This window comes from Thermocatellispora tengchongensis (genome assembly GCF_014202315.1).
Lineage (GTDB): Bacteria > Actinomycetota > Actinomycetes > Streptosporangiales > Streptosporangiaceae > Thermocatellispora > Thermocatellispora tengchongensis.
The window spans coordinates 332991-349128 of the sequence record NZ_JACHGN010000004.1 but is presented as its reverse complement, the minus strand read 5'-3'; the positions used below and the strand labels follow the sequence as shown (position 1 = coordinate 349128).

At 73.3% G+C, this 16138-nt stretch carries 18 protein-coding genes; 12 read left to right on the top strand and 6 right to left on the bottom strand.

Annotation, left to right across the window (positions count from 1 at the left end):
- Positions 1-84: 84 nt before the first annotated feature.
- Positions 85-801, bottom strand: a complete 717-nt coding sequence (locus tag HNP84_RS10985) for an IclR family transcriptional regulator (protein WP_185049512.1) — start codon at positions 799-801, stop codon at positions 85-87.
- A gap of 100 nt (positions 802-901) precedes the next feature.
- Here HNP84_RS10985 and leuC point away from each other — a divergent pair, with 100 nt between their 5' ends.
- From leuC to HNP84_RS10965, 4 genes are all read left to right on the top strand, one after another.
- Positions 902-2287, top strand: coding sequence for a 3-isopropylmalate dehydratase large subunit (gene leuC, locus HNP84_RS10980; RefSeq protein ID WP_185049511.1), 1386 nt, complete (start codon positions 902-904; stop codon positions 2285-2287).
- Positions 2288-2295: 8 nt separating this feature from the next.
- Positions 2296-2883 carry a 3-isopropylmalate dehydratase small subunit gene (gene leuD / locus HNP84_RS10975; RefSeq protein WP_185049510.1) on the top strand — a complete coding sequence of 196 codons (588 nt, stop codon included), beginning with the start codon at positions 2296-2298 and terminating at the stop codon, positions 2881-2883.
- Positions 2862-3122 (top strand): SCO5555 family protein, encoded by a 261-nt coding sequence (locus HNP84_RS10970; RefSeq protein ID WP_185049509.1) that lies wholly within the window; start codon positions 2862-2864, stop codon positions 3120-3122. Before leuD ends, HNP84_RS10970 begins: the two co-directional genes overlap by 22 nt.
- A 99-nt stretch (positions 3123-3221) precedes the next feature.
- Positions 3222-3521 (top strand): HU family DNA-binding protein, encoded by a 300-nt coding sequence (locus HNP84_RS10965; protein WP_185049508.1) that lies wholly within the window; start codon positions 3222-3224, stop codon positions 3519-3521.
- 124 nt (positions 3522-3645) lie between these two features.
- Here HNP84_RS10965 and HNP84_RS10960 read toward each other — a convergent pair whose 3' ends face one another.
- The gene (locus HNP84_RS10960; protein WP_185049507.1) at positions 3646-3852 is read right to left on the bottom strand and encodes a hypothetical protein; all 207 of its coding nucleotides are present in this window, start codon (positions 3850-3852) and stop codon (positions 3646-3648) included.
- Positions 3853-4016: 164 nt separating this feature from the next.
- Entirely contained in the window at positions 4017-4664 is a 648-nt protein-coding gene (cofC, locus tag HNP84_RS10955; RefSeq protein ID WP_185049506.1) for a 2-phospho-L-lactate guanylyltransferase, read from the bottom strand.
- An 82-nt stretch (positions 4665-4746) separates the two neighbouring features.
- Here cofC and HNP84_RS10950 point away from each other — a divergent pair, with 82 nt between their 5' ends.
- The 4 genes from HNP84_RS10950 to HNP84_RS10935 are packed head-to-tail and all read left to right on the top strand — an operon-like array spanning position 4747 to position 8936.
- Complete coding sequence (locus tag HNP84_RS10950; RefSeq protein WP_185049505.1) at positions 4747-5508, top strand: lysophospholipid acyltransferase family protein; 762 nt, start codon at positions 4747-4749, stop codon at positions 5506-5508.
- A 20-nt stretch (positions 5509-5528) separates the two neighbouring features.
- Positions 5529-6539, top strand: a complete 1011-nt coding sequence (locus HNP84_RS10945; RefSeq protein ID WP_185049504.1) for an NAD(P)H-dependent glycerol-3-phosphate dehydrogenase — start codon at positions 5529-5531, stop codon at positions 6537-6539.
- Positions 6540-6553: 14 nt separating this feature from the next.
- On the top strand, positions 6554-7798 hold the full coding sequence (locus HNP84_RS10940) for a trans-sulfuration enzyme family protein (protein WP_185049741.1): 1245 nt from the start codon (positions 6554-6556) through the stop codon (positions 7796-7798).
- A gap of 40 nt (positions 7799-7838) precedes the next feature.
- Positions 7839-8936, top strand: a complete 1098-nt coding sequence (locus tag HNP84_RS10935) for a D-alanine--D-alanine ligase family protein (RefSeq protein WP_185049503.1) — start codon at positions 7839-7841, stop codon at positions 8934-8936.
- An 8-nt stretch (positions 8937-8944) separates the two neighbouring features.
- On the opposite strand, the gene HNP84_RS10930 is transcribed toward HNP84_RS10935, so the two are convergent.
- Together HNP84_RS10930 and HNP84_RS10925 are read right to left on the bottom strand one after the other, a co-directional pair.
- Positions 8945-9394, bottom strand: a complete 450-nt coding sequence (locus HNP84_RS10930; RefSeq protein ID WP_246518021.1) for a DUF3515 domain-containing protein — start codon at positions 9392-9394, stop codon at positions 8945-8947.
- Between the two features lie 23 nt (positions 9395-9417).
- The gene (locus tag HNP84_RS10925; RefSeq protein WP_185049502.1) at positions 9418-9651 is read right to left on the bottom strand and encodes an Lrp/AsnC family transcriptional regulator; all 234 of its coding nucleotides are present in this window, start codon (positions 9649-9651) and stop codon (positions 9418-9420) included.
- Positions 9652-9707: 56 nt separating this feature from the next.
- Between HNP84_RS10925 and HNP84_RS10920 the strand changes: the two genes are divergently transcribed.
- From HNP84_RS10920 to thiD, 3 genes are all read left to right on the top strand, one after another.
- Positions 9708-10673, top strand: a complete 966-nt coding sequence (locus HNP84_RS10920) for a thiamine-phosphate kinase (RefSeq protein ID WP_185049739.1) — start codon at positions 9708-9710, stop codon at positions 10671-10673.
- Between the two features lie 93 nt (positions 10674-10766).
- Positions 10767-12470 (top strand): hypothetical protein, encoded by a 1704-nt coding sequence (locus HNP84_RS10915; RefSeq protein ID WP_185049501.1) that lies wholly within the window; start codon positions 10767-10769, stop codon positions 12468-12470.
- 25 nt (positions 12471-12495) lie between these two features.
- Positions 12496-13308: a bifunctional hydroxymethylpyrimidine kinase/phosphomethylpyrimidine kinase gene (thiD, locus tag HNP84_RS10910; protein WP_185049500.1), complete on the top strand. Its 813-nt coding sequence runs from the start codon at positions 12496-12498 to the stop codon at positions 13306-13308.
- Positions 13309-14111: 803 nt separating this feature from the next.
- Here the strand turns inward: thiD and rpmB are convergent.
- A complete protein-coding gene (gene rpmB / locus HNP84_RS52775; RefSeq protein ID WP_185049499.1) occupies positions 14112-14297 on the bottom strand; it encodes a 50S ribosomal protein L28 in 186 nt (61 codons plus the stop codon).
- Positions 14298-14493: 196 nt separating this feature from the next.
- Between rpmB and HNP84_RS10900 the strand changes: the two genes are divergently transcribed.
- Entirely contained in the window at positions 14494-16098 is a 1605-nt protein-coding gene (locus HNP84_RS10900; RefSeq protein ID WP_185049498.1) for a fatty acid kinase ATP-binding subunit FakA, read from the top strand.
- The last annotated feature ends 40 nt before the right edge of the window (positions 16099-16138 follow it).

The following is a 16138-nucleotide window of genomic DNA, read 5'->3' as shown; positions in this document are numbered from 1 at the left end:
CCGATATCCCCCGGCATATCCCTCGGTTCCGCACCGGTTTCCGCCTCGTTCAGTCGCGAATCCCCACTGGTCGGAGCGGCGCGTCTAGTTGGAGCGGCGCATGGCCTCGGTGATGCGTTCGGCGGCGGCGACGACCGGGGCGGCGTGCAGGCGGCCCGGCGTACGGGTCAGCCGCTCGATCGGGCCCGAGACCGACACGGCCGCGATGACCTTGCCGCCCATGCCGCGTACGGCGGCGGAGACGCTGGCCACGCCCTGCTCGCGCTCGCCGACGCTGTGGGCCCAGCCGCGCCGCCGTACGCTGGCGAGCGTGGCGGCGGTGAACTTGGCCCCGCGCAGGCCCCGGTGCAGCCGGTCGGGCTCCTCCCAGGCCAGCAGCACCTGGGCGGCGGAGCCCGCGGTCATCGGCAGCGCGCTGCCCACGGGCACCGTGTCGCGCAGGCCGCTGGCGCGCTCGGCGGCGGCCACGCACACCCGCTCGTCGCCCTGGCGCCGGTAGAGCTGGGCGCTCTCGCCGGTGAGGTCGCGCAGGTGGGTGAGCACCGGGGTGGCCACGGCGAGCAGGCGGTCCTCGCCGGCCGCGGTGGACAGCTCCGACAGCCTGGGCCCGAGGACGAAGCGCCCCTGCGTGTCGCGCGAGACGATCCTGTGGTGCTCCAGCGCGACGGCGAGCCGATGCGCCGTGGGGCGGGCCAGTCCGGTGGCCTGCACGAGCTGTGCCAGCGATGCCGGTCCCGCCTCCAGGGCGTTGAGCACGAGAACGGCCTTGTCCAGTACGCCGACTCCGCTAGAGTTGTCCATAAGCCGATACTGCAGTCTCGGCATATGAGAAAGCAAGTCCGGGATGTCCGCGAGCGCACAGGGCACTGGGACTCCATCAGGGCACAGGGAGGCGACGGCAATGGGCCGTACACTGGCCGAGAAGGTCTGGGAGCAGCACGTCGTACGGCGTGCGGAGGGCGAACCCGACCTGCTCTATATCGACCTGCACCTCGTGCACGAGGTCACGAGCCCGCAGGCGTTCGACGGCCTTCGCATGGCCGGACGGCCGGTGCGCAAGCCCGAGCTGACCATCGCCACCGAGGACCACAACGTCCCGACCCTGCTCGGCCCGATCAAGGACCCGGTCTCGCGCACCCAGGTCGAGACGCTGCGCAAGAACTGCGCGGAGTTCGGCATCAGGCTGCACCCGATGGGCGACGCCGGTCAGGGCGTGGTGCACATCATCGGCCCCCAGTTCGGGCTGACCCAGCCCGGCATGACGATCGTGTGTGGCGATTCTCACACCTCCACCCACGGCGCGTTCGGCGCCATCGCGTTCGGCATCGGCACCTCCGAGGTCGAGCACGTGCTGGCCACCCAGACCCTGCCGGCCTACCGGCCCAAGACCATGGCCATCGAGGTCAACGGCGAGCTGCCCCCGGGCGTGACCGCCAAGGACCTGATCCTGGCCATCATCGCCAAGATCGGCACCGGCGGCGGCCAGGGCCACATCGTGGAGTACCGCGGCGAGGCGATCCGCAAACTCTCGATGGAGGGCCGCATGACGGTCTGCAACATGTCCATCGAGGCGGGCGCGCGCGCCGGCATGATCGCCCCCGACGAGACCACCTTCGAGTACCTCAAGGGCCGCCCCCACGCTCCCAAGGGCGAGCTGTGGGACCAGGCGGTCGAGTACTGGAAGTCGCTGCGCACCGACGACGACGCCGTCTTCGACACGGTCGTGGAGCTGGACGCCTCGACGCTGACCCCGTTCGTCACCTGGGGCACCAACCCGGGCCAGGGTGCGCCGCTCGGCTCGGTCGTGCCCAGCCCCCAGGAGTTCGACGACCCGATCCAGCGCGCCGCCGCCGAGCGGGCGCTGCAGTACATGGACCTCAAGGCCGGCACCCCGCTGCGCGACATCGCGGTCGACACGGTCTTCGTCGGCTCCTGCACCAACGGCCGCATCGAGGACCTGCGCGCCGCCGCCGAGATCCTGCGCGGCCGCAAGGTCGTCACCCGTACGCTCATCGTCCCCGGCTCCATGGCCGTGAAGAAGGCCGCCGAGGAGGAGGGCCTGGACGAGGTGTTCAAGGCCGCCGGCGCCGAGTGGCGCGAGGCCGGCTGCTCGATGTGCCTGGGCATGAACCCCGACACCCTCGCTCCCGGCGAGCGCAGCGCCTCGACCTCCAACCGCAACTTCGAGGGCCGGCAGGGCAAGGGCGGGCGCACCCACCTCGTCTCGCCCGCCGTCGCCGCCGCCACCGCCGTCACCGGCCGCCTGACCGCCCCCGCCGACCTGTAAGGACCACGATGGAAGCGTTCACCACCCACACCGGGCGCGCGGTCCCGCTGCGCCGCAGCAACGTCGACACCGACCAGATCATCCCGGCCGTCTGGCTGAAGCAGGTCAGCCGCACCGGCTTCGAGAAGGGCCTGTTCTCCGCCTGGCGCGAGGACCCCTCGTTCGTGCTCAACGACCCGGCCTACGACGGCGCCTCGATCCTCGTCTCCGGCCCCGACTTCGGCACCGGCTCCTCCCGCGAGCACGCGGTGTGGGCGCTGCAGCAGTACGGGTTCCGCGTCGTCATCGCCGCCAGGTTCGGCGACATCTTCCGCAACAACTCCACCAAGATGGGCCTGCTGCCGGTCGTGCTGCCCGGCGACGTCGTGGAGGAGCTCCAGGCCGCCGCCGAGGCCGACCCGAAGACCGAGGTCACCGTCGACCTGGCCGGACGCGAGGTCCGCTGGAACGACCGGGCGGTCTCCTTCGAGATCGACGACTACACGCGCTGGCGCCTGATGGAGGGCCTGGACGACATCGGGCTGACCCTGCGTGCGGCCGACGACATCGCGGCGTACGAGAATGGTCGGCAGCCATGGCTGCCGACGACCGTCTGACCGAGCCCGCGAGCCCCGACGAGGTGGCGCGGCGGTTGCGCGACGCGCACCGCCGCGTCCGCGCGCTGGGGCTGCCAATCGACGCCAAGAAACGCCTTGTACGCCGCCTCCTCGCGATCTGCGACGTCTCCAAGCGCGATCTCCAGTACGCCGAGCCGCGGCTTGCCGCGTTCCTCGATGATCTGGCCCGGCTGGAATCCAACACGCCCGGCGGGCAAAACAATGGCCCAGGTGATTGAGTCCTGGGCGTCCGTCCCCTAATTTCAAGCGAGTAAGGGGTTTCTAACCGTTGCCTGGTGTGCTGGAACCCCGACCGCGACAGGGGGAGCAACCAAACGATGAACAAGCGGGAACTCGTCGACGCCATCGCTGATCGCGTCGGCGACAAGAAGACCGCCACGGAGGCCGTGAACGCCGTGCTGGAAGCCATCCAGAAGGCGGTCGCGGGCGGCGACAAGGTCTCGATCACGGGCTTCGGCGCGTTCGAGATGGTGCACAAGCCCGCTCGCACGGCCAGGAACCCTTCGACCGGCGCGCCGATCAAGGTCGCCGAGAGCTGGGCTCCGAAATTCCGCCCCGGCGCCGATTTCAAAGCGCTGGTCGATGAAGGCGGCAAGAAGACGGCAAAGAAGAAGTAAATTCCCCGGCAAAAGCCGCCGCATATACGACGCCCGGTCACCGCGCGCACCGCGCCCGGTGACCGGGCGTCGCGGTGTCATCGGTGCCGCTGGTTTCATCGATGCCGATGGTGCCGCGCGGGCGCTATCGCGGCAGCGGGAACGTGCTGAGCGTGATCACCGAGATCGCGCCGTCGTCGTCCAGGCGGATGTTCACCCGCTGACCCGGCCGCAGCAGCCGCAGCGGCCCCGCGTCGAACGCCTCGGTGCCGAAGGCGAGCTGCGTACCGTCGTCGAGGAACACCGACCCCGACCGGGTCTCCGGGTCGAACGACCGCACCGTGGCCTGCATGCCCCCAACCTTAAGCCCCGGAAAAGCGTTTGCCTCCTCCACGCCGCGACGGGCCGGGGGAGTGCTGGCCGAGGGGCTGGGACCGCGCGCGGCGCTGTGGGCGGGGCTGATCGGCCTGTTCGCGGCCCATCTGCCGATCCCGACCTCGCGGCGGGTATTGCGGCTCACGACCCCCGCGCGATGAGGGCCGCGATCTCGGCGGTGCGGGGGCCGACGCCGAGGCGCAGGGCCTCGGCCAGGTCGGCGGGGGTGTCCACGTCGCGGCGCAGGCTGGGGATGCCGTCGATGGTCAGCTCCTTGGCGCCCCGGCTCAGGTGCCTGGCCCGCGACTCGCCGCCGAAGCCGGGACGGAACGGCACCCCGGGCGCGACGCCGTAGAACGTGGTGCCGATCTCGGCCGCGTCGGGCACGAACGCCTGCTCGAACTCCGCCGCCGCCTCCAGCGCCGTGGCCAGCTCGGCCGGGCGCAGCGCGGGCAGGTCGGCCTGGAGCGCCCCCACCGGCGCGTACGGCGCGAGCCCGCGCGCCTCGGCGGCCCCGTGGCGCAGCGCGGCGTTCAGCCCGGCCTCCGGGTCGCCCACCACGTGGGCGCCCACCTCGGCCAGCGGGCCGGCCGCGAGCGGGTCGCCGGTCACGACCACGACCCGCGCCACCGCCGGGCAGGCCAGCGCCGCCGCCACCGTGTCACAGGCCACCGCGACCGCCAGCGCGGCGCGGTGCGGCCCGGCCGCCTCCGCGAGCCGGGTCTTGGCGGCGACCAGCGTCTTCACCGGCACGACGAGGGTCCAGCCGGGACGTAGCGCAGGGTGCATACCCTTAAGCATCGCGCCTCGACAGCCTTACCGGGCAACCGGGAGGATGATGGCGCGAACCGTGTGTCATGTGGAGGTGCCGATGAGCCGGCCGGAGCGCCCGCCGTGGTTCTGGGAAGCCGTGGCCGTGGCCATCTGCAAGCCGCTGATGCTGCTGCTGACCAAACGCGACTGGCGCGGGGGCGAGCACCTGCCCCGCAAGGGCGGGATCATCATCGTCACCAACCACCTGTCCTGGACCGACCCGGTCCTGCTGTCGCACTTCCTGTACGACAACGGGCGCTGGCCGGTGTTCCTGGCCAAGGCGGGCGTGTTCCGGGCGCCGGCGGTCGGCAAGATCATCCGCTGGCTGCGCACGATCCCCGTCTACCGCGGCTCCACCGAGGCGGGGAAGTCGCTGGCCGCCGCCGAGCGGGGCATCCGCGACGGCGCGGCCGTGATCTTCTACCCCGAGGGCACGGTCACCCGCGACCCTGACCTGTGGCCGATGACCGGCAAGACCGGCGCCGCCCGGCTCGCCCTGGCCACCGGCGCACCGGTGATCCCGATCGCCCACTGGGGCGCGCACGAGCTGCTGCCGTACGGATCGAAGAAGCCGAACCTGTTCCCGCGCAAGACCTTCCACGTCAAGGCCGGGCCGCCGGTGGACCTGTCGAAGTACGCCGGGCCGCCGGTGACCGCCGAGGTGCTGCGCGACGCGACCGCCGACATCATCGCCGCGATCACGGCGCTGCTCGCCGACATCCGCGGCGAGAAGCCGCCGGAGACCCCCTATCCCGCCACCCCCCGGATCGACCCCGCCGCCGATCCCGGCGATGGCGTGGAAAAGTCCGCCGAGGCGTGACGACGGCGTACGGTGAAGCAATGACGAAGGCCGCCGTTTTCGGAACCGGTTCGTGGGGCACCACGTTCGCCATGATCCTCGCCGAGGCCGGCACCCAGACCGTGCTGTGGGGGCGCCGCGCCGAGATCGTCGAGGCCATCGACGCGCGGCACGAGAACCCCGACTACCTGCCGGGCATCAAGCTGCCGCCCGCGCTGCGCGCCACCACCGACGCCGAGCACGCGCTGCGCGACGCCGACTTCGTGGTGCTGGCGATCCCGTCGCAGAGCCTGCGCGGCAACCTCGCCGCCTGGGTGCCGCACATCCCGCGCCGGGCCGTGCTGGTCAGCCTGATGAAGGGCATCGAGCTGGGCAGCGCCAAGCGGATGAGCGAGGTGATCCGCGAGGTCGCGGGCGTGGGCGAGGACCGCGTGGCCGTGATCTCCGGCCCCAACCTGGCCCGCGAGATCGCCGAACGGCAGCCCGCGGCCACGGTGGTGGCCTGCGCCGACCAGTCGGTGGCCGAGCGGCTGCAGGCGGCCTGCCACCTGCCCCCCTGGTTCCGCCCCTACACCAACACCGACGTCGTGGGCGTCGAGCTGGGCGGCGCGGTGAAGAACGTGATCGCGCTGGCCGTGGGCGTCTCGGCGGGCATGGGCCTGGGCGACAACGTACGCGCGATGCTGATGACGCGCGGCCTGGCCGAGATCTCCCGCCTCGGCGCGGCGCTCGGCGCCGACCCGCACACCTTCGCCGGCCTGGCCGGCATGGGCGACCTCGTCGCCACATGCGCCTCCCCGTTGTCCAGGAACCGCACTTTCGGCGAGAATCTCGGACGCGGTATGACCCTGGCGGAGGTCGTCGCCGCCACCAAGCAGACCGCCGAGGGCGTGAAGTCCTGCGAGGCGGTGCTCGAACTCGCCAGGAAACATGACGTGGAGATGCCCATCACGGAGGTCGTGGTGGGCGTCGTGCACGACGGAATGACCCCCAGCGAGGCGGGAGTGCTGCTCATGTCACGCACTCCAAAGCCGGAACGGTACGGAGTGTGACCAGCTCACGACGTATGCCGCGCAGGCGTGGTGAGAACACGCGCGCCGCGCATCCGCCCAGCCCGCACGTTCCCGAGCGGCCCGGTCTGGGCCAGCCCGTCTGGCGCAGTGCGGCGTGGGGCTTCGACAGCGCCGCCGAGCACGCCGATGTCGTCACCGGCCGGTCGGGCGGGTACGCCTACAGCCGGCTCGACAACCCGACCACCGCCTCCTTCGCGGCGGCCGTGGCCGCGCTGGAGGGGGCCGCGGCGCCCGAGGACGTGGCCGGGCAGGCGTACTCGTCCGGCATGGCGGCGATCACGGGAGTGCTGCTGACCTTCCTGCGCGCGGGATCGCACGTGGTGGCGCCGCTGCCGGTGTCGGGCGGCACGTACTCGCTGCTGACCAAGGTGATGTCCCGGTTCGGGGTGTCCGCCGACTTCGTGGCCGCCGGCGACCTCGGCGCGGTGCGCGCGGCCGTGCGCGGCACCACCAAGATCGTGCTCGTGGAGACGCTGGCCAACCCCACGCTCGCCGTGGCCGACATCCGCGGCCTGTACCGGATCGCGCGTGCCGCGGGCGCGCTGCTCATCGTCGATTCCACACTGGCCACCCCGATCCTGTGCCGCCCCCTGGAGCACGGCGCCGACCTGGTGGTGCACTCCGCGACCCACTTCCTCGGCGGCCACGGCGACGCGACCGGCGGGGTGGTGGTGGGCCGCCCGGCGCTGATCGAGCGGCTGCGCGAGGTGCGCGCCGACATCGGCGGCTCGCTCTCGCCCGACGACGCGTTCCTGCTGCGCCGCGGTCTTGAGACCCTGACCCTGCGCGTACGCCGCATGTGCTCCACCGCCATGCTGTTCGCCGCCGCGGTCGCCAAGCACCCGGCCGTACGCCGGGTCGACTATCCGGGGCTGCCCGGCCACCCCGGCAACGAGCCGGCCCGCCGCCTGTTCGACTCCGGTCCCGAGGGCACCAGGTACGGCGCCTGCGTCACCGTCACGCCGCACGGCGGCTACGAGGCCGGGCTCGCGCTGGCCGGCGGGCTGCGCCTGGCCGCGGTCGCCTCCTCCATGGGCGGCGCCCGCACCACCGCCGCCCACGTCGCCTCCGCCACCCACCACCAGCTCGACGACGACGCGCTCGCCGCCGCCCGGATCGACCCCGGCGCCGTGCGCTTCTCCATCGGCCTGGAGGACGCCGAGGACCTCATCGCCGACGTGACCAGCGCGCTCGACGCGCTGCGCATGCCGCGGCAGGTCGGGCCGACACGCGCCTGACAGCGGGATTGACCACCCAGACGCGATAGATTCGGGCATCATGAACGAAGAGCGGGAGTCCCGGCCGAGGGTCGCCATCGTCTTCGGTGGCCGCAACTCCGAGCACGCGGTGTCGCTGATGGGCGCGGGCAGCGTGCTCCAGGCCATCGACCGGTCCAAGTACGACGTCATCCCCGTGGGCATCGCCCGCGACGGACGCTGGGTCCTCGCCAGCAGCGAACAGCAGTTCGCGATCGAGGCGTCGGTGGACGAATCCGGCACCGCGCTGGCGCTGCCCTCGGGCGGGGCGTCGCTGGTGGCGCTCGAACCCGGCCGCATCCCGGTCGAGCTGGGCCACGTGGACGTGGTGTTCCCGGTCCTGCACGGCCCCTTCGGCGAGGACGGCACCATCCAGGGCCTGCTGGAGATGGCCGGCGTGCCCTACGTCGGCTCGGGGGTGCTGGCCAGCGCCGTCGGCATGGACAAGGGCTACATGAAGATGGTCCTGGCCGCCTCCGGCCTGCCCGTCGGCCCGTACGTCGTGGTCCGCGACCGCGACTGGAGGCTGGAGCGCGACCGGGTGCTGAAGGAGATCCAGGAGCTGGGCTGGCCGGTGTTCGTCAAGCCGTCGCGGGCCGGGTCCAGCCAGGGCATCTCCAAGGCCACCGGCCTGGACGAGCTGGAGGGCGCGGTCGAGTTCGCCCGCGAGCACGACCCCAAGGTGCTGGTCGAGGCCGCGATCACCGGCCGCGAGATCGAGTGCGCGGTGCTCCAGTCGCTCGGCGACGAGCCGCCCGCGGCCAGCGTGCCCGGCGAGGTGCTGCCGCGCGAGGACCACGAGTTCTTCGACTTCGCCGCCAAGTACTACGAAGGACACATGTCCTTGCAAGTACCCGCCGACCTGCCCGCCGAGACCGCCGAGCGGCTGCGCGCGATGGCGGTGCGCGCCTTCGAGGCGCTCGGCTGCGAGGGCCTGGCCCGGGTGGACTTCTTCTACACGCCGCAGGGCGAGCTGATCCTGAACGAGATCAACACCATGCCCGGCTTCACCGCGCTCTCGGTGGCCCCGCAACTGTGGGCGGCCAGCGGCCTGCCGTACTCCGGGCTGGTGGACCACCTGATCCAGCTCGCCCTGGCCCGCCCGACCGGCCTGCGCTGACCCCCGCCCTAGCCGGGCAGCGCCTTCTTGATCGGCGCGGCCAGCTCGCCCAGCACGATGCCCGGCTGGTGCTCGCGGGAGATCGTCACCTCGACGTACCCGCTGCCGGTCACCGCCGTGAACAGCGTGTCGGCGCGCGGGTCGGCGAACCAGCCCACGCCGTCGATCGTGGAGAGCTGGTCGGTGGGCGCCATGGCCGCGGGCCGCGGCACCCCGCACCTGAGCGCGATCTCGCCCTCCCCCCACACCGCGACGTACGGGGAGGGGGGCTCCGACTCCACCCGATCGGCGCCGTCGAGCCGCTGCGGCAGCAGCCCGGCGAGCGTCTTGCAGGCGGCGGCGGCCGTGGGGTCGGGGGCCGGCGGATCCACGCGTACGGCGCCGCCGCACCCCGCCAGCGCGAGGGCGGCGGCGGCCGCGAGAAGCAGGGATCGGGAGCGGCGCGGCGGTCTGATCAATGGCGGTCCAACGTCGGGAGCGGTCAGATGTGCACGATGGGGCACGTAAGAGTACGCGTGATCCCCTCCACCGCCTGAATCTGGGCCACCACGAGCTTGCCCAGCTCGTCCACGTTGCGGGCCTCGGCTCTGACGATCACATCGTACGGGCCGGTGACGTCTTCCGCCTGCGTCACACCGGGTATCGAGGCGATCTCGCGGGCTACGGCCGCGGCCTTGCCGACCTCGGTCTGGATAAGGATGTAGGCCTGCACCATCACGTCCTCCCGGGCGGGCTGAGCTGGATTGGATCAGCCCGAAGGGCCACCGTACCCTGAGTTGCGTCAGGAGGTGCACCATCACAGTCGGAGATCTCGGCGAATTCGGAGTTGTTGCACGGATTGCCGGGCGCTTGCCGCAGGGCCGGACCGTATTGCTCGGCCCGGGAGACGACGCCGCGCTGGTCAGCGCGCCCGATGGGCGGGTCGTCGTGACGACGGACTTGTTACTTGAGGGTAGGCACTTTCGCCGCGATTGGTCCAGCGCCTACGACATCGGGCGCAAGGCCGCGGCCCAGAACCTCGCCGACGTCTCCGCCATGGGCGCCGAGCCGACCGCGATCGTCGTCGGCCTCGGCCTCCCGGCCGCCACCGGAACCGCCTGGGTGGACGGCCTCGCCGACGGCTTCCGCGAGGAGTGCGCCCTCGTCGGCGCCAGCGTCGTGGGCGGCGACATCGCCCGCTCCGCCGACGGGGTGGTAATCGGCGTCACCGCCCTCGGCGACCTGGGCGGCCGGGCGCCGGTCACCAGATCGGGCGCGCGCCCCGGCGACCTGGTCGCGATAGCGGGCCGGCTGGGTCACGCCGCCGCCGGGCTGGCCCTGCTGCTGGCCGGACGGGAGGGCTTCCCGGAACTGGTCGAGGCCCACCGCCGCCCGCGCCCGCCGTACTCGTGCGGGCCGGAGGCGGCCCGGCTGGGCGCCACCGCGATGCTGGACGTGAGCGACGGCCTGCTGCAGGACCTCGGCCACATCGCCGAGGAGAGCGGCGTCTCGATCGACCTCGACCCCGCCGCGCTGCCGCTGCCCGGACCGCTCACCGAGGCGGCCGGGGCCCTGGCCGCCGACCCCCTGGAATGGGTGCTCACCGGCGGTGACGACCACGCCCTCGCGGCCACGTTCCCGCAGGACACGCCGCTTCCCCCGCACTGGCTGGTGGTGGGCCGCGTGGGCGAGGGGTCCGAGGTCACCGTAGGCGGCCGCCCGGCGGGGCCCGGCGGCTGGGATCACTTCAGAGAGTGATCAGGTGCTGGTACTTAAGTGATATTTGTGACAAAGAAGTATTAAAGATGTTATGAAGATGGGCGGCCATGGTTCCCGACAGGAAGGGCTGTGATGGGCCGCCACGGCGAAGAAGGATCGGAGCAGTCGCGCAGGAGGGGAAGGCGCAGGTCACGCCCCGCGCCGGACGCTCCCGAGCCGACCGCGCCGTCCTCGCTGGAGCCGACCGGACCCCGCCGGCTCCCCGACGACGACGAGGACGAGGCCGCGTCCTGGACCGCGGAATGGCGCGCCATCGACGACGAGGCCCCCGGCGAGTCCACCGCCCAGTGGACCCCGCAGTGGTCCACCCCGGCCCCCGCCCAGCCTGCCCCCGGCTGGCCGGAACCGCCCCCGCCGAGCACCCCGGCCCCCGACCGGCCCGCTGACGGCCGGTCCATCTCTACCCCGGACTGGTGGCCCACCGAAGGCCGCCGCACGTCCCCGGACTGGTCGGCCGAGGGACGGCCCGTGGGAAGCACGGCCCCCGACTGGCCGACCCCGCACGACCCCACGGCCTTCACCGCCGCGCCCCACCAGGAGCCCACGGCCTTCGCCGCCCCGCACCACCAGGGCCCCGAGACGCCCCCAGGCGCGCCCGGCGCAGGCCCGGGAGACGTCCTGTCGTCCTCCTGGCCCGAGAACCACGCCCCAGGAGCCCCGGCCGCCGACCCCCTGTCCCCAGGCACCCCGTCCCCCGAGGGGCCCAGGAGCGGAGGAGAAGGAGAGGGCGTCTCCACCCCGCCCTCGGACCGCCTGGTCTACTCCAGCCGAACCGGCGCCCCCGACCCGACCCAGCTCTCCCCCCTCCCCGAGGCGTTCCGCACCAACCCCGCCGGCCCCGCAGGGGGCGGCCCGTCGGGCGGCGGGGAGGACTTCCTGGACCCCAAGTGGGACGACCCGCAGGGATCACCCCGCAAGCGGATGCGGGTGACGATCCTGTCGGTCGCCGCCGCGGTGGTCCTGCTCGGGGGCAGCGCGGCCGGCCTGCAGTTCATGAACCGCTCCACCGAGAAGGCCGCGGCGAGCTGCGCCCAGGGCGAGACCTGCGCGATCGTCACGCCCACCGCGTCCGGGCCGCCCGCCGCGATCGACGAGCCGGCCGATCCGCTGGAGGAGGAGAGCCCGCCGGAGGACACGCCGTCCGAGGAGGCGGCGTCCGAGGACGACCCCACCGAAGAGGCGGGCACCGGGGAGACCCCGACCACCGGCCCGACGACCAACGTCAACCGCCCCACCACCGACCGCGGTCCGGCGGCGAAGAAGACCAACACCCCCAAGCCCGACCCCGAGCCCGAGATCGACTCCCAGGAGACGCCCCCGCCGGACGTCGAGATCGAGGAAGAGGAGGACCAGCAGCAGCTCGGCGCGCCGACCCCGACCGCCACGACCGGCACCCCGCAGGCGGTGGTCACCACCCAGCCTCCGACGGTGCCCCAGCCCCAGCAGCCCGGCGGCGAGGACGTGGCCGCGGGCGGCGCGGCCGTACGCGTCGGGTTCGACGTGGTGAACCGGGCGCTCGTCAGCTACACCGCCGAGCTGAAGGTCGTCAACGACACCACCGACGACCTGGCGCGCATGCGGCTCAGCCTGCCGGTGGGCGGCGTGGTCAGCTCGGTGCCCGGCGTGGAGTGGGACCAGCGCGGCGACACCCTCGTGCTCGACTACGACGCCGAGGTGCCCGCGGGTGAGGAGGTCGTCATCACCTTCACCGCCGTGGGCGAGGCCGAGGCCCCGGACGACTGCAAGGTCACCGGAGCCACCTGCGCCGTCGAGTAGGCGCCGCGCCTGGTTATATGGGGCCATGACGCTGACGACCCCTCCCCGCGTCCTGACCGTGGCCGGTTCCGACTCGGGCGGCGGCGCGGGCATCCAGGCGGACCTGAAGACCATGCTGGCCCTGGGCGTGCACGGCATGAGCGTGATCGCGGCGGTGACCGCGCAGAACTCGCTGGGCGTGCAGGGCTACTGGGAGCTGCCCACCGAGGCGGTACGCGCCCAGCTCGACTCGGTGCTCGGCGACATCGGCGCCCAGGCCGTCAAGACCGGCATGCTCGCCTCCCCGGCCCTCGTGGAGACGGTCGCGGGCGTCCTGGCCGGCCTGGACGTCCCCGTGGTCGTCGATCCGGTGGGCGTGTCGAAGCACGGAGACCCCCTGCTGGCCCCCGAGGCGGTCGAGACCGTCAAGACCCGCCTACTGCCCACCGCGACCGTGGTCACCCCCAACCTCTGGGAGGTCGCCCAGCTCACCGGCGTCAAGGTGGAGGACGAGAGCCGCATGCGCGAAGCGGCCGAGGCCATACTCTCCCTCGGCCCGGCCTGGGTCCTGATCAAGGGCGGCCACCTCCCCGGCGAGCCCGTAGACCTGCTGACGAACGGCACCGAGGAGCACCGCTTCACCGCCCCCCGCCACGACAACCGCCACACCCACGGCACCGGCTGCACCCTCGCCTCCGCCATAGCCTCCCACCTGGCCCTGGGCGAAGAGATCCCCGAGGCCGTCCGCAAGGCCAAGGAGTACGTGACGGGCGCCATAGCCCACGGCTTCCCCCTGGGCGCCGGCATCGGCCCGGTAGACCACGCCTGGCCCTGGCGCCCCCACCCCCCAACCACCTGACGCGCCCCCACCCAAACATCACGCCGATTCCCCGAAGGAGCCGACACCCCCACCAACCGAACCGCCTGAGGGACATCACGCCCCCGCGAAGAGGACCGGACGAGGGGTCGGCGGGCATCCCACACACCGTGAGGCTACGGCCCCGCCAACCGGCCGCCTGACGGCGGGCACGGTCCTCTTCACGGGGCTGCGTGAGGGAGCGCCGACGGCCCTGCCAACCAGGTCGGCAAGAGGGAGGCTCCAGCGGCGCCGACCAGCGGAACCCGAGGGGACGCCACGGACCCCGGCCCGGCATCGGGCGCGAACCCCGCTGTCCTGCCTGTGAGGGGCCACGCCCGGGATGACCCGCATGCCGGCACCACGGCTCTCACCGCGAACACCTGGCCCGCCGGCCGGTTGTCGATCTTCACGATGTCGTCGGGGTCGGCGGTGACGCCCTCGGCCCGGCTCGCACGGCCTGGGTGACGGCCGGGGCGGCCTGCGCGCCGGAGCGCCTGGGCGTATGGCGGCCGGCCCGGCCGGGGTGCGCTGTCCGCCCGCGCCGCCGCCGGGGTCCTGCGGCGGCCGGGCCGCGGCGCTGTGCGCCCGCAGGGCCAGGATGGTAGGGCGGCCTGGCCGGGGTGCGCTGTGGCCCGGAAGCGCACGGGCTGTGAGGCGGCGTCGTCAGGGTGTGCGGCGGACCTGCGGCGCCCGTCAGGGTCGTACGCCGGTCTCGTCCGGTGCGCGGTGCCCGAGGGTGGGGGCATGCGAACAGCCCGGTCGTCCGGAGACGCCGGGCTGGAGGCGGTGGTGCTAGGGGGAGGTCAGCGGGTGACCTTGCCCGCCTTGATGCAGGAGGTGCATACGTTCAGCCGCTTCGGGGTGCCGCCGATCTTGGCGCGGACCGACTGGATGTTGGGGTTCCAGCGGCGGCGCGTGCGGCGGTGCGAGTGCGAGATGTTGTTGCCGAACGTCGGCCCCTTGCCGCAGACGTCGCAGACGGAAGCCACGGTATCGCTCCTTAGATCAGTCGATAAGCCCGCGCCTCGGCCCTGAAGGGCGGCTCGCGGGCATGCCGGGACAACCGGCTGGCCACACGAGGATATCCGATGCGCGACGGTGGTCGCCAACGTGAGTGGTCGGCGCCGCCTGACGGGATAATCTCCAGACACAACCGTAGCGCATCGGCGACGGAGGGCACCCCACATGCTCAAGGTTCTCGACCCGCCGGCCGTGCGGCGGTGGGCTCGGCTGTCGGCCGAGGCGCTGGGGCGGGCGAGGGCCGACATCGACGCGATCAACGTTTTCCCGGTGCCCGACGGCGACACGGGGACCAACCTGCATCTGACGATGCTGTCGGCGGCCGAGGCGGTGGAGGAGCTGCCCGACGACGCGGGCGGCGACCTGGTGTGGCAGACCCTCGCGTACGGCGCGCTGCTGGGCGCGCGCGGCAACTCGGGGGTGATCGTCAGCCAGGCGCTGCGCGGCATGGCGGAGGTGCTGCGCTCGGCCGAGGGCGACGCCGAGGGGGTGCGCTCGGCGCTGCTGCGGGCCGCCGAGCTGGCCCGGCAGGCCGTCGCCCATCCCGTCGAGGGGACGGTGCTGACCGTGCTGGACGCGGTGGCGGCGGCCGTGCGCGATCCCGGCCGCGACCGGCTGGCCGAGGTCGTGCGGGCCGCGGCGGAGGAGGCGGCGCGGGCGGTGCGCCGTACGCCGCGGCAGCTCGGCGTGCTGGCGGGCAGCGGCGTCGTGGACGCCGGCGGGGCCGGGCTGGCGATCATCCTGGAGACCCTGGCCGCGGTGGTCACCGACTCCTACGTCGAGCGGTTCGAGTTCCTGGGCAGGCGGTCGGGGGCGCTGCCCGCGCCGGGGGAGTGCGCCGCGGAGGCGCGCTCGTACGAGGTGATGTACCTGCTCGACTGCGGCGAGGAGGCGTCGGTGGCCCGGCTGCGCGGGGAACTGGACGCCCTGGGCGACTCGCTGGTGGTCGTGGGCGGCGAGGGGCTGTGGAACGTGCACGTGCACGTGGACGACGCGGGCGCGGCGATCGAGGCGGGCATGCGGGCCGGGAGGCCGCACCGCGTCCGGGTGACGTATCTCCCCGCCGCGGCCGACCGCGCCCACCCGCACGCGGCGCCCGAGCAGGCGGTCCCCGCGCGCGGCGTCGTCGCGGTGGCCGCGGGCGACGGCCTGGCGCGGCTGTTCGAGCAGGCAGGGGCCGTGGTGGTGCGCAGGGAGCCCGGGGCCACGCCGCCGCTGCCGGAGCTCGTGGCCGCGATCGGGCGGGCGGGCCGCGAGGTGGCGGTGCTGCCGAACGACGGCGCCGTACGCGAGGTCGCCGTCGCCGCCGCGGAGGTGGCCCGCGAGCGCGGCGCGGTGGTGAGCGTGCTGCCGACCAGGGCGTCGGTGCAGGGCCTGGCGGCGCTGGCCGTGCACGACCCGATGCGGCGCTTCGACGACGACGTGGTGGCCATGACCGACGCCGCCGGCCACACCCGCCACGGCCACGTCTGGGTGGCCGACCGCGCCGCCGTGACCAGCGCGGGCGTGTGCGAGCCCGGCGACGTGCTCGGGATCGTGGACGGCGACGTGGCGCTGATCGGCACGTCGGTGACCGGGGTCGCGGTCGAGATCACGGCGCGCATGGTGTCGGGCGGCAGCGAGATCGTGACCCTGGTGACCGGGCGCGACGCGCCACCGCACCTGGCCGAGGCCGTACGCGCCCATCTGGCCGCCGACCGCCCCGACCTGGACGTGGTGGTCATCGAGGGCGGTCAGGGCGGCTACCCGCTGCTCATCGGGGTCGAGTGAGGGTGAATGAATCTGTCGGGCCGGCAGGGTAGAACTGGTT

Coding starts and splice junctions, on each gene's coding strand:
- HNP84_RS10985 (WP_185049512.1), bottom strand. CDS start 801: ATGGACAACTCTAGCGGAGTCGGCGTACTGGACAAGGCCGTTCTCGTG.
- leuC (WP_185049511.1), top strand. CDS start 902: ATGGGCCGTACACTGGCCGAGAAGGTCTGGGAGCAGCACGTCGTACGG.
- leuD (WP_185049510.1), top strand. CDS start 2,296: ATGGAAGCGTTCACCACCCACACCGGGCGCGCGGTCCCGCTGCGCCGC.
- HNP84_RS10970 (WP_185049509.1), top strand. CDS start 2,862: ATGGCTGCCGACGACCGTCTGACCGAGCCCGCGAGCCCCGACGAGGTG.
- HNP84_RS10965 (WP_185049508.1), top strand. CDS start 3,222: ATGAACAAGCGGGAACTCGTCGACGCCATCGCTGATCGCGTCGGCGAC.
- HNP84_RS10960 (WP_185049507.1), bottom strand. CDS start 3,852: ATGCAGGCCACGGTGCGGTCGTTCGACCCGGAGACCCGGTCGGGGTCG.
- cofC (WP_185049506.1), bottom strand. CDS start 4,664: ATGCACCCTGCGCTACGTCCCGGCTGGACCCTCGTCGTGCCGGTGAAG.
- HNP84_RS10950 (WP_185049505.1), top strand. CDS start 4,747: ATGAGCCGGCCGGAGCGCCCGCCGTGGTTCTGGGAAGCCGTGGCCGTG.
- HNP84_RS10945 (WP_185049504.1), top strand. CDS start 5,529: ATGACGAAGGCCGCCGTTTTCGGAACCGGTTCGTGGGGCACCACGTTC.
- HNP84_RS10940 (WP_185049741.1), top strand. CDS start 6,554: ATGCCGCGCAGGCGTGGTGAGAACACGCGCGCCGCGCATCCGCCCAGC.
- HNP84_RS10935 (WP_185049503.1), top strand. CDS start 7,839: ATGAACGAAGAGCGGGAGTCCCGGCCGAGGGTCGCCATCGTCTTCGGT.
- HNP84_RS10925 (WP_185049502.1), bottom strand. CDS start 9,651: ATGGTGCAGGCCTACATCCTTATCCAGACCGAGGTCGGCAAGGCCGCG.
- HNP84_RS10915 (WP_185049501.1), top strand. CDS start 10,767: ATGGGCCGCCACGGCGAAGAAGGATCGGAGCAGTCGCGCAGGAGGGGA.
- thiD (WP_185049500.1), top strand. CDS start 12,496: ATGACGCTGACGACCCCTCCCCGCGTCCTGACCGTGGCCGGTTCCGAC.
- HNP84_RS10900 (WP_185049498.1), top strand. CDS start 14,494: ATGCTCAAGGTTCTCGACCCGCCGGCCGTGCGGCGGTGGGCTCGGCTG.